Raw genomic sequence first — 12,459 nt, 5'->3', positions numbered from 1 at the left:
ACGAAGAAAGCCGCAAGCAAAAAAACTGCGACAAAGAAGGCTGCGACAAAGAAGGCTGCGACGAAGAAAACCGTGACACGGAAAACTGCGAAGACCGCTACGAAGAAGGCTGCCAGCTCCAGAACCGGCAAGACAAAGACAGCCAGGAAGACTGCAGCCAGTGGAAAGTCGGCGGCCAGCAAGAAGTCGAGCAAGAAGCCATCGACGTCTCGGGTCAAAGCCGCCGGCGCAAAAGCAGCAACCAGATCCGCGAAGAAGTCGCCGTCCACAAGGCCGTCCGCGAACAAGAAGGCGACCCGGAAAGTGGCCGTCACGAGCACGAAGAAGCCGGCCGCCAAGAAGGCAGCAAAGAAGCCTGTCGCCGCGAAAAAGGCCACTCGCAAGTCGGCCGGAACGAACGTGGCAGCGAGCAAGCCAGCGGCCACGAAGCGGAAAGCAGCGGGCAAGAGCACCGCCGATAGCAAGACTGCTGCTGCGAAGAAATCCTCAGTGACGAAAAAGTCGGCAACCGGGAAATCTGCCGCGGCGCGCAAGAAGCCGCTGACACCCAAGCAGTCTGCTGCGCAGATACGCGCCTTGCTGGAAGCGAAGAAGCAGCGCGTACGACAGGGTCCAACCTGGCCCGCGGCCAACGCACATACTGGTCAACTGGGTGGCGCTGGACCCGAAGTCGACCACGATCTGCACGATACCGCGGTAGCGCAAACCTCGCCGGAATCGAACTTCGGTGTCGCCGGCATGCACGGGCGCGGCAACCAGGGCAAGCGCGGGCAGAACTGATTCGTTGATTTTCGATTCCGTTTGTCCGTGGCGCCGCACTCGATGTGTGGCGCCACGGACTTCAGAGCCTGGCTCACTCAGCGCGCTTTATCGTCAACGACTTCGAATACAGCGCCATTGTCGAAAGCCGAAGCTTCGGCGACTTCGAGCGCCCGACGAATGGCGATATCGTTGCCCGCCTCCACGCGGACCAGATGCGTACCAGGGCCCATATCGTCGGGAAGTCCTGCCGAGCTGGAGTCCGGATCATCCATATGCGGCATCAGGTCCGCGATCTCCTCGACAGATTCCACACCATCCAGTGAGGCGATCTGATTGATCAGGGCTGAAGTGGTATCGCTTCCAGCGGTCAATCTGAATTTGAACGTGGGCATGGGTTTCTCCAATTGGGAGCCCCGATTAAAACGCATTGCTACGGAATAGCGGCGTAACGAGGGGTCGCATCGCACGAATCCGGGTGTTTGCCCAAAGGGATCAGTGACGACTGGCATTGAGTTGAGACTCGTCATTCCGAGCGCGGGCTGGAAATGCACTACAACGGACGCATGTCTGGTCATCCGGCTCCTTTGCGATCTCCGCAAACCCCCAAAGAGAACTGGATGACACGCTACTCTTGAAGCATGCCCTTCGGGCCATTCGCTACGCGAATGTTCGTTCCGGCATCTTGCCTGCACAGTCGCCTTCGCAGGGATGATGCAAGGCAAAGGTGGATGCCAAGGCAACGCCATTCGGATCAGAGGCGGCCCGCCGCCGCATCTCCAAGCACGCGCTTGAGTGCGGGCAACCGACCGGCTAGGCCCAGCGCGATCCCGCGCAAACCCGCGACAGCGGTCGAGTCACTGTTGAACACGCGCTCGATCACGCTGAAGCTGTTCGCTGCCACGACATTCTCGCTACGGCGTTCGCGTTCATATCGGCGCAACACATGGGCGGCCCCCGGATCAGCCTCGGGCGACTTGCTGCGCAGCAACTGGTCGCGAAGGCTGCAGACGTCGCGCAATCCGAGATTGAGCCCCTGACCTGCCAGCGGATGCACAGCGTGCGCGGCATCACCAATCAGCAGCGTGCGACCGTCCACATAGCGTTCGGCCAGGCGCATCTTCAACGGGAACGCCAGGCGTCGCGTGGTCGAGGTGATGGTTCCGAGCCGGAAGTCGAAGGCGCAGCCAAGTTCCGCCTGGAAGTGCGTGTCATCCAGCGCGAGTAGTCGCGCGGCCTCGTCAGCCTGCACCGACCAGACGATCGAACAGCGTCCGTCCTGCAGCGGCAGCAAAGCCAGCGGCCCGCCGGGCTGGAAACGCTGCCAGGCGGTGGACTCGTGGGATTTTTCAGTACCCACATGCGCGACGATGGCGCGCTGGCCATAATCGCGATCGTGCGTGCCGATACCGAGCTGCATGCGAATCGCCGAAGATGCGCCATCAGCGGCAACGAGCAGGGGCGAACGCAGGCGCGTGCCGTCAGCAAGAGCTACCGTGACACTTTCGGGCTCGTTTTCGATCGAAGAGACTTCGGCAGGACAGAGCAGGCGCACCGTTCCCGATCGGTGAGACGATTCCGACAATGCCTTCCACAGCACATGCTGGAGCAGCCGGTTTTCGACGATCCATCCCAGTGTCGCTTCGCCCCGATCGGCAGCATCAAACGCGAGTTCGCCGGGCGCCAAGGCATCCCAGACACGCATGCGCCGGAATCCACTGACCCTCGAAGCGCTGATTTCCGACCAGACACCCAGGTTATCGAACAAGGCCTTGGCGTCGGGTGCCAGCGCAACCACGCGCGCATCAACCTCTTCCTGAGCATTCCATTCGGGAGGCGGTCGCGCCTCGATCAAGGCGACGTCGAACCCTTCCTGCACCATGGCCAGGGCTGCAGCCGCGCCCACGACACCGGCGCCGACTACGATCACGTCGAGTTCGCCGCGGCGGCTCATCGACTCAGGGCCCGTGCGGAGACATCGCCACGAAAGCCCATGCCGCGCAGGGCAACGCGCCGCTTGAGAGGGGGCAGTCGATCGAGTGCGGAAAATGCCAGCGAGCGCATGACACGAAGCGGAAGGAATTCATTGCCCATCAGGCGCACAAGATCATCGCTGAATGATGTGGTTGCATCGCGATCGGGCTGACGTCGTTGAACATAGCGGGCAAGCAGGTCAGGGCTGCCAGGATCGGCATCGTCCTGTATCGCCTGGACCAGCAGTTCAGACAGGCTCAGCGCATCGCGCAGACCGAGATTGAATCCCTGAGCGCCCAGCGGATGCACGGTCTGGGCAGCATTGCCGACCAGCACGGTTCGCGGTGCGGTCAGCGAATTGGCGAGTACTCGCGCCAGCGGATAGGGTTTGCGCGTGCCGGGTCGGCTCAGACGACCGGCGCGATAGCCAAACCGTTCGTGCACAAGCTCGAGGAAGCTCGCGTCATCAAGTGCGGCGACGCGATCCGCGTCATCTGCGGGCATGGTCAGCACGAGACCGGCGCGATGCTGGCCCAATGGAAGCAGCGCGACCGGGCCGGAATCGGTAAATCGTTCGTAGGCGATGCCGTCCAGCGCACGCTCGGTAGTCAAGGTAGTCACGAACGCACTCTGCGCGTAATCGGTTCGCTGAACCTCGATGCCTGCATTCCCGCGCACGAACGATTCAGTGCCATCGGCACCTACCAGCAGACGCGTGCCCAGGCGACGCTCAGTTCCATCTTCCTGCACGGTCAAGGTGATGGTATCGGGCTCAGGGAAAATCCCGGTGACCTTTGCCGGCACTACGCGATCCAGAGCGCTGCACTCATCGAGCCGACGTAGAAGTGCATTGCCCAGCTCACGTGCCGGCAGTACGGCGCCGAATGCCGGCAAGCCAAGTTTCGCTGCATCCAGATGTACGGCACCGAATTCACCACGCCGGCTGATGTGGATGCGCTCGATGGGCGTCGCGTGATTGTCGATATGCGCCCACACACCCAGCGATTGCAGCGCGTTGATGCTTGCCCGCGCCAGCGCGAGGTTGCGCTCGTCGTAGCTGGGCTGAGCGGATACCCGTGGCAACGCCGCTTCGACCAGGGCAACCCGGAAGCCACAGCCATCCAGTGCAATGGCAAGACTCGAGCCGACAAGACCGCCGCCGACGATGACAATGTCATGCAGTTCATCCATGCGCCCATGATAAGCGCAAACACCTCGCGAAAATCCTCGAAAATCGCCTCAGCCCCATGCAGGAAGATTCCATGTCGTTGCGCAATTCTCCAGGCGAATCTGTGGAAAAGCATCATGGCCAAAGCCATTTCCTACAACAAGTCAGGAAGCTCGAAGCACTCTGGCGAGTCTGCGCCGGTAACGAGATCTTCGTAGGAAGCGGCTTCGGCCGCGATGCACTTTGTTAAACATCAGAAGCAGGAGCATCGCGGCTGAAGCCGCTTCCCAAAGGTGCTTCCTGCGCTGTCTGTGCATATTGTCACGGGTCGCCAGGCGGGGCCTTCTGGCAGAATGAGTGCCTTCGGCAATCGCCAGAAGTTGGGGAATTTCATGCATCGATTGATCGTGTCACTCGCCGTGCTCGCCTGCGTGGCGAATCTGCACGCAGCATCACCGCTGGAGACGCGCTTCGCGCCCGATCCGAAGCAACCGGTGGATGACTGGTACGGCGGGCAGATCAAGAAGTACACGACAGATCCCGCGTTCAACACCCAACTCACCGACTACCTGCCGGCGTCGGAAACGGTGCCCACACCCGCCAAGGCATTGGGTGACATTTCGGGAGCTCCGAACATGCTGCCTCGGCTCGACACCGTGCATGCCTATATGCGATCGCTTGAGGCAGCGAGCCCACGCGTCAAGGTTTTCAGCATCGGCCGATCCGAGGAAGGGCGCGAGATGATTGCCGTGGCGATTGCCGACGAGGCCCTACTCGCGGATCTGGAAAACAACCGCGAACGCCTCGCGCAACTGGCCGACCCGAGACGCATCGGACTCGATGACAATCGCGCAGCGAAACTGATCGAGCAATCGGTGCCGGTCTACTACATCACGGCCACCATCCACTCGCGGGAAACCGGTTCACCGACTTCCCTGATGGAACTGGCCTATCGACTCAGCGTCGACGAGGCCCCGTATATCAAGGCGATCCGCTCGAAGATGATCACCCTGATTACGCCGGTCGTCGAACCGGATGGCTGGGAGCGCCAGGTCGATGTCTACAACTGGCATCGCGCGCACCCCGACGAGCAGTTCCCGCCCCTGCTTTACTGGGGTCACTATGTTGCGCATGACAACAATCGTGACGCGATGCTGGCCTCGCTGGCACTGACCCGCAATGTCATCGACACCTACACCGGCTGGCACGCGCAGGTTTTGCACGACATGCACGAATCGGTGCCCTTCCTCTACGACAACACGGTGGGTGCCGGCCCGTACAACGCCTGGGTGGATCCGATCCTGGTCAATGAATGGCAGCAACTGGGCTGGAACAATGTCGAGACACTGACCCGACTCGGCTTGCCCGGCGTTTTCACCCACGGCGAATTCGACACCTGGAGCCCCGGCTACCTGATGTTCATCGCAGCCACGCACAACGGCATCAGCCGACTTTATGAAACCTTTGGCAATGGCGGGGCCGACACGCAGGAGCGCATCCTCGATCCGCAAGAGTATGAGCGCACCTGGTATCGACCCAACCCGCCCTATGCGAAAGTGATGTGGTCGCAACGAAACAACAACAATTATTCACAAAGCGGCATGCTGTCCGCGCTGGACTATTTCGCCGGCAACAGCCAGCAATTCCTGCGCAACTACTGGCTGAAGTCGAAGCGCTCGGTCAACAAGGCCATCGACTCGGGGCCTGCTGCGTATGTGCTGTCGGCTGATGAGCCACGGCGAAGCGCGCAGCTGAAGCTGCTCGAGGTACTGCAAGTACAGAAGGCAGAGATCCATCGTCTCGATTCCGCACTGACCGTGCAGCTCAAGCCATCCAGGACGGCCAGCGACGGCAAGGTCGAAGGGAAGGAATCGGAGTCCGGCGAGCCGACCACGCGCAGCTTCCCCGCAGGCAGCTTTGTCGTGCGCATGGATCAGCCCTATTCGCGCATCGCGGATGTCCTGCTCGACCGCCAGTACTGGGCACCGGAAGATCCGCAGAAGAATCCGTATGACGACACTGGCTGGTCTCTGGGCGACCAGTTTGGCGTGGATGTGGAACGCGTTACCGATACCGCCATCCTGCAGGCGTCGATGAAGCCGGTATCGCTTCCGCTGGCCACCTCCGCCATCGAGGGCACAGGCAGCATGCGCGTCGTCGCAAATCCGGCGGCGGCCGAGCTGGCTTCGCTGCGTTTTGCCAACAAGGGCGTGGGCATCGAAGTCGCCAGCGAACGCTTCGAAATTGGCGAACGCGAATTCTCCGCAGGCTCACTGATCGTGCGCCGTCCTGGCAGTGGTTTCGACGCACGTGCGGACGAACTTGGACTCGACGTGTTCGCCACCGATTCATTGCCGGAAATCGCGACGCGCAAGCTGGGCTTGCCGCGTGTTGCCATCATGCACACCTGGATCAGCACGCAGACCGAAGGCTGGTGGCGCATGGCCATGGATGGTCTCGGCATTCCCTATACCTATATCAGCACGCAGGATGTCGCGAAGATCGAATCCTTGCGCAAGCGCTTCGATGTGATCGTGTTCGCACCGGTTGGTCGCGGCAACACACGAATGATCATCGATGGACTGCCGATGTACGGCAATGCAATGCCATGGAAGAAGTCCACGCTGACACCCAATCTGGGCCGCATCGACAGCACTGACGATATCCGGCCTGGCCTCGGTGACAGTGGCATCGGCAACCTCAAGCGATTCGTCAGCGAGGGCGGGCTGCTGATCACCGCAGAAGACACCGCCGAGTTCGCCATCGATACCGGACTCGCACCAGGCGTGAGTATCGCCAAAAAGGGTGACCTGCGCATCGCCGGCACCCTGGTGAACGCCCAGGCCACGGAATCGGCCAGCCCGGTGACCTGGGGCTATGACAAGCCGTTCTCCGTGTATTCGTCGGCTGGCATGGCGTTCAACGTGAGCAACCGGGTTGACGGCAATCGCTACATGACCAGCGCAGATGACCACAAGCGGCCGACCGGACGTGGCGGCCCCGATGATGTGGACCTGCCTCAGGGTCCAGGCCATGTCGAGCCGCCCGAACTGCCTTCGGTGAAGCCCTGGCAGGCATTGCCGCTGAATGCCGAGCAAGCGCGCAACAACCTGTTCCTGATCCCGCCGGACCAGCGCCCGCGCGCCCTGCTTCGCTTCGCCGATCAGGGTGACCTGCTGGTATCGGGCCTGCTCGACAATGGCGGAAGCCTTGCCCAGCGCGCCGCGGTCGTCGATGCGCGCCTCGGCAAGGGGCATGTGCTGCTGTTTGCGATCAATCCGATGTGGCGTGCAGCGACGCTTGGCAGCTACCCGCTGGTGACCAACGCGATTCTCAACTTCGATGCACTCTGAGCCATCGCGCGCACTCATGTATTGCCAGGGCTAGTCCTGCATGGACATCATTCTTGTGCGTCATGGCGCCACCGAAGCCGGCCCCGGCATCTGCCAGGGCCAGGCCGACACGGCACTTTCCAACCAGGGATTTGCCGGCGTCCAGCAACTTGCAGCCAACTGGACGGGTGCAGCTCCGCGCTTCCTGTTCAGCAGCGATCTGCGCCGGGCACAGCAATCCGCACAGATTTTTGCAGCGGCCTTCGCGATCGAGCCGCTGTCCGACGCCAGGCTTCGCGAGCAGGATTTCGGCACCTGGAACGGACAGCACTGGAACGACATCGTCCGGGCCGATGCCAGCCGGCATCACCACTGGCAGGAAAACTGGGTGATCCAGGAAGCGCCCGATGGCGAAAGTTTCGCCGACGTGATTCGACGCACCGGGGCGTGGCTGGCCGCCCTGCTCGGTTCGACAGCCCGCGACGACTGCGTGCTCGCCATCGCCCATGCCGGATCGATCAGGGCCCTGCTTTGCCATGCCCTGGGCCTACCACCCGGCCGTGCGCTGGCAATGGCCGTCGACGAGGCGTGCACCAGCCGTATCCGCTACACCGCGGGCCAGTTCGAGGTTCGCCATATCAATTCCACCCGATTCGAAGCCAATTGAGTCATCCCGGGCCGTGGCCTGCGTGCATCGGCTAAGATATGGGACTTGATCACCCCGGAATACGCGACATGACACTTTCCCAGCCGCAACGCATCGGCCTCTTCATCCTTCTGGCGCTGGTCATGGCTGGCACCCGTATCAATCACTTCAGCGCGATGCCGGACGCATCCTGGGCCGTGTTCCTGGCCGCAGGATTCTATCTGCGCGGCTCCATGCGCTGGGCATTTCCCGCACTCATGGCGCTCGCCGTTTTCGTGGACTTCCTGGTCATCAGCAGTCAGGGGCTGAGCTTCTGGAGCCACTACTGCATGTCGGCCGCGTACTGGTTCCTGATTCCGGCCTATGCCGCGATGTGGGCCGGCGGAAGCTGGCTGCGTTCGCGCTACAGCGGGCTCGACCTGCCATCGCTGGGCATGCTCGCCGGTGTCACCCTGGCGGCGACCAGCCTGTGTTTCCTGGTTTCCAACGGCAGCTTCTACTGGCTCAGCGACAGCATCGCCGCCCGCAGTCTCGATGGCTGGATGCAGAATCTCGCCGACTGGTACCTGCCATACCTGCGCACGACCGCCGCATGGGTTTGCGTCGGTGCCGCCGCTCACGTCATCGGCACGCGCTGGCTGCGCCTGCTTGCCAACCAATCCCAAGCCAGCGGGCAACGTGGGTAATCGACTCTCAAAAATCTATACACGCACCGGCGACGACGGCAGCACAGGTCTCGGCGACGGCACCCGCGTTGGCAAGGATTCTTGCCGGGTCAACGCCTACGGATGCGTGGATGAGCTGAATAGCGCCATTGGCGTCGTGCTGGCCTGCGAATTGCCGGATCCGGTGCGCGAAGTACTGCTGCGCGTCCAGCACGAACTGTTCAACCTGGGTGGCGAGCTTTGTATCCCGGGCATGGCCATGGTTCACGATACCGAAATCAGCCGGCTGGAACTTGAGCTGGATGGATTCAACGAAGATCTGCCGGTGCTCAAGGAATTCATCCTCCCGGGCGGCGGCATGGCAGCGGCGCAATGCCACCTGGCACGCACGATCGCCCGCCGCAGCGAACGCGAAGTCATTGCGCTGTCACGCGTCGAAACGGTACGGGGCGAAGCCATCCGCTACTTGAACCGCTTGTCGGACCTGCTTTTCGTCATTGCCCGCGTGCTCGCCCGCGCCTCGAAGCACGGTGAAGTGCTCTGGCAGCACGAGCGCGTCAAGATCTGAACGAGTGACCATGAAGCTTGCCGTCTATTCGCATGCGGCATGCCACGCGCATGATCCAGGGCCCGGTCACCCGGAATCACCTTCACGCATTGTCGCCGTCATGCAGGCGCTGGAAGACCCCGCTTGCCTGCCCATTCATCGGATCGAGGCACAGCGCGCCACCCGCGAACAACTGGAGCGCGTACACACGCCTGCCCATATCGACACGGTACTGGGTGCGACTCCGGCCAGCGGCTACCGCTATCTAGATGCCGACACCGTGGTTTCCACGGGATCCGTGGAAGCGGCACTGCGTGCCGCCGGGGCTGTCTGCCAAGCCGTTGATGCGGTCATGTCCGGAGGCAGCCAGCGCGCGTTCTGCGCCGTGCGTCCACCTGGACATCACGCCACGGCGTCCGTGGCGATGGGCTTCTGCCTGTTCAACAATATTGCCGTGGGTGCCGCGCAGGCGTTGCTGGTGCACGGAATTGAACGCGTCGCGATCGTCGATTTCGATGTGCATCACGGCAATGGCACGGCTGACATATTCGCCGCTGATGCGCGCGTTCTCTACACCTCCACTCACCAGAGTCCGCTCTATCCCGGCACCGGGGCTCGCAGCCAACACGGCGTAGGCAACCTGCTCCATGAACCGCTGCCGGCAGGTGCCCGTTCCGATCAGTTTCGGGCCGCCTACGAAACGCGCATCCTGCCGGCCCTGGATGCGTTCGCGCCGCAACTGCTGATGATTTCGGCAGGATTCGACGCCCATCGGCTGGACCCGCTTGCCAATCTGGACCTCGAAACGGAAGACTTCGCCTGGGTCTCGAGGCAACTGCTCGCCATTGCCGAAAAACACTGCTCGGGCCGCGTGATATCAAGCCTGGAAGGTGGCTACAGCCTGACCGCCTTGCGCGAATCCACGATGGCCCACATCAACGCGTTGTCAGGCTCTTGAACGGCAGAATCAAATCAGTGTTTGCCCGTATCGCGGCGATTGGGCAAGCTAGCGCCACCCCGAACCTGGCCAAACCCACGATCGTGCTGCACTCACCCGTCCGCTCTCCCCGCCGGCGCGCCATCACAGCCGCCGTGATGATGTGTCTTCCGATGTCAGTCATGGCTGCAGAAAAGGCACCTGGCTGCCCAATCGGCACCCTGGTCTGCGAGGCATCCGGGCCAGACTGGTCGCAGTGCAAGAAAAGTGACCTGCTTGATTTTTATGTGCCTGGCCTGCCGAGCAGCGGTGATCGCGCGCTCGCAGATACCGATATCACGGCACTGGAGACGCAATCGGCAGATGGCGAGAATTACGTGTTGACCGGCGACGTCAGCATCCGGCAGCTGGACCAGCTGATCCGTGCCGACCGATTCACCTACGCCCAGACCTCCACGCAATGGACCGCAGAAGGCAACGTGCGCTATCAGGATCGCGACATCCTGCTGTCAGCCAGTGATGCTACGGGCAGCACCGAGCCCAGCCGTGCCAGGCTCGACAACGTTCGGTACCAGTTGCTGTCTTCGCGCGGCAATGGTCGCGCCACGACGGCGGCCCTGGACGGCGATGAGCACGCCAAACTGACCGGCACCACCTACAGCACCTGTCCGCTGGATTCGCCGGGCTGGGAATTCCGTGCCGGGGAAATCGACCTGGACCAGGCAAGCGGTGTTGGCTACGGACGCGATGTCACCCTGCGTGTCGGCAACGTGCCGGTATTCTGGATGCCCTACGCAAGCTTTCCGATCGACGATCGTCGCAAGTCCGGTTTTCTCTATCCCGAGATCGGTTACAACAACGAGCTCGGTGTCGACATCTCGATTCCGTACTACCTGAATCTGGCGCCCAACTACGATGCGACCCTGACCCCGCGCCTGATGACCGAGCGCGGCCTGATGCTTGGTGGCCAGTTTCGCTACCTGACGGACTCCAGCCGTGGAACCGTGGAATTCGAATGGCTGCCGAACGATCTCGATACCGGAGAACAGCGCAGCCTGTTCCATTGGGACGATCGCACCCGCTTCAGCGCCAATTGGGGCACGGTCGTCAACCTCAACCACGTTTCCGATGATCGCTATTTCGAGGATTTCGGACGCAGCCTGAATATCGCCGCCACGACCCTGTTGCCTTCCAGCGCCTACCTGGTCGGCCAGGGCAGCTGGTGGTCAGCCCAGGTGGGTGGTGACGAGTACCAGATCACCGACCCTGCCATTCCACTGCAGGCTGAGCCCTACCGCCGTCTCCCGCGCGTGACCTTCGACGCCGAACACCAGCTCATCGGCGGTTTCGATGTCGGCATCGATTCGGAGTTCGTCTCGTTTTCCAAGGACGAAGCCGTCGATGGCAGCCGAATCGACCTGTTCCCCTACCTGGCCTATCCGCTTGAAGCGGCTGCCTGGTTCGTGCGTCCACAGATCGGCTACCGGTACACGAGCTACGAGATCGATCGCGACACTGACAAATCACCGGATCGCGGCCTTCCGATCGCCAGTCTCGATGCCGGGCTTCGCTTTGAGCGCGCGCTCAAGCTGGGCGGCGACAGCTATACGCAAACGCTGGAGCCGCGCCTGTACTACCTGCATGTCCCATACGAAAACCAGGACAACCTGCCGGTATTCGATACCCAGGAAGTCCCTTTCAGTTTCGGACAGTTGTTCCGTTCCAATCGCTTCGTCGGTGCCGACCGCCAGATGAATGCCAACAACCTGACCCTGGCACTGACTTCACGCATCATCGAGGACAGCACCGGCAACGAGCGGGTTTCGGCCAGCATTGGTCAGATCCGCTATTTCGACGATCAGCGCGTGCAGCTTTATGGACTTCCCGAGACTGATTTCTCCGGCTCCACCTATGTCGGCGAACTGGATCTGCGCATCAACGACCGCTGGCGCGCCGTGTTTTCCGAACAGTGGAATCCGAACTCGGAAAAAACCGAACTTGCCACCGTGGCGCTGCAAAACCGCTTCGGCGACGGCGGCGCGTTCAATGTCTCCTATCGCTTCCGTCGTGACCTGCTCGAACAGACCGATATCTCGGCGTTGATTCCGTTGAATCATGCCTGGCGGCTGGTGGGACGCTGGAACTACTCCCTGCGCGACGACCGGACGCTGGACGTATTCGCCGGCTTCGAACACGAAAGCTGTTGCGTGACCTGGCGCCTGCTGGCACGACGCTATGTCAGCAGCTTCGAGCGCGACATGACCAATTCGCTATATTTCGAAATCGAACTCAAGGGCATTGGCTCGATCGGCCAGAAGACCGGAAATTTCCTGCGTCGTGCTATTCTGGGCTATCAATAATGCCGCTTCCGGACGCCCCTTCAGGGGCCCGGCCAGCAACTCCGGCGGACCAATTCTTAACGCCGATGCAT

At 61.7% G+C, this 12,459-nt stretch carries 11 protein-coding genes; 8 read left to right on the top strand and 3 right to left on the bottom strand.

The window, feature by feature from the left end; genetic code table 11:
* Nucleotides 1-461, top strand: a 461-nt coding sequence (locus tag WBP53_RS16465; protein ID WP_423930836.1) for a hypothetical protein, incomplete at its 5' end; no start/stop codon positions are given.
* Nucleotides 462-489: 28 nt separating this feature from the next.
* A complete protein-coding gene (locus WBP53_RS16460; protein ID WP_423930835.1) occupies nt 490-780 on the top strand; it encodes a hypothetical protein in 291 nt (96 codons plus the stop codon).
* 77 nt (nt 781-857) lie between these two features.
* On the opposite strand, the gene WBP53_RS16455 is transcribed toward WBP53_RS16460, so the two are convergent.
* The 3 genes from WBP53_RS16455 to ubiH form a co-directional block, all read right to left on the bottom strand.
* Nucleotides 858-1,154 carry a hypothetical protein gene (locus WBP53_RS16455; protein WP_423930834.1) on the bottom strand — a complete coding sequence of 99 codons (297 nt, stop codon included), beginning with the start codon at nt 1,152-1,154 and terminating at the stop codon, nt 858-860.
* A gap of 359 nt (nt 1,155-1,513) precedes the next feature.
* Nucleotides 1,514-2,713, bottom strand: a complete 1,200-nt coding sequence (locus tag WBP53_RS16450) for a UbiH/UbiF/VisC/COQ6 family ubiquinone biosynthesis hydroxylase (RefSeq protein ID WP_423930833.1) — start codon at nt 2,711-2,713, stop codon at nt 1,514-1,516.
* A complete protein-coding gene (ubiH, locus tag WBP53_RS16445; protein WP_423930832.1) occupies nt 2,710-3,924 on the bottom strand; it encodes a 2-octaprenyl-6-methoxyphenyl hydroxylase in 1,215 nt (404 codons plus the stop codon). The genes WBP53_RS16450 and ubiH overlap by 4 nt, the downstream gene beginning before the upstream one ends.
* 369 nt (nt 3,925-4,293) lie before the next feature.
* On the opposite strand from ubiH, the gene WBP53_RS16440 reads away from it, so the two are divergent.
* From WBP53_RS16440 to WBP53_RS16415, 6 genes are all read left to right on the top strand, one after another.
* Nucleotides 4,294-7,254, top strand: a complete 2,961-nt coding sequence (locus tag WBP53_RS16440; protein WP_423930831.1) for a M14 family zinc carboxypeptidase — start codon at nt 4,294-4,296, stop codon at nt 7,252-7,254.
* 40 nt (nt 7,255-7,294) lie between these two features.
* Nucleotides 7,295-7,900, top strand: coding sequence for a histidine phosphatase family protein (locus WBP53_RS16435; protein ID WP_423930830.1), 606 nt, complete (start codon nt 7,295-7,297; stop codon nt 7,898-7,900).
* A gap of 68 nt (nt 7,901-7,968) precedes the next feature.
* The gene (locus tag WBP53_RS16430; RefSeq protein WP_423930829.1) at nt 7,969-8,565 is read left to right on the top strand and encodes a hypothetical protein; all 597 of its coding nucleotides are present in this window, start codon (nt 7,969-7,971) and stop codon (nt 8,563-8,565) included.
* Entirely contained in the window at nt 8,558-9,112 is a 555-nt protein-coding gene (locus WBP53_RS16425) for a cob(I)yrinic acid a,c-diamide adenosyltransferase (RefSeq protein WP_423930828.1), read from the top strand. Before WBP53_RS16430 ends, WBP53_RS16425 begins: the two co-directional genes overlap by 8 nt.
* 10 nt (nt 9,113-9,122) lie before the next feature.
* Nucleotides 9,123-10,049, top strand: a complete 927-nt coding sequence (locus WBP53_RS16420; RefSeq protein WP_423930827.1) for a histone deacetylase family protein — start codon at nt 9,123-9,125, stop codon at nt 10,047-10,049.
* A 161-nt stretch (nt 10,050-10,210) separates the two neighbouring features.
* On the top strand, nt 10,211-12,388 hold the full coding sequence (locus WBP53_RS16415; protein WP_423930826.1) for an LPS-assembly protein LptD: 2,178 nt from the start codon (nt 10,211-10,213) through the stop codon (nt 12,386-12,388).
* The last annotated feature ends 71 nt before the right edge of the window (nt 12,389-12,459 follow it).

Source organism: Dokdonella sp., assembly GCF_049593775.1.
In the GTDB taxonomy this organism is placed as follows: Bacteria; Pseudomonadota; Gammaproteobacteria; order Xanthomonadales; family Rhodanobacteraceae; genus Dokdonella.
This window is presented reverse-complemented; position numbering and strand designations above follow the sequence as displayed.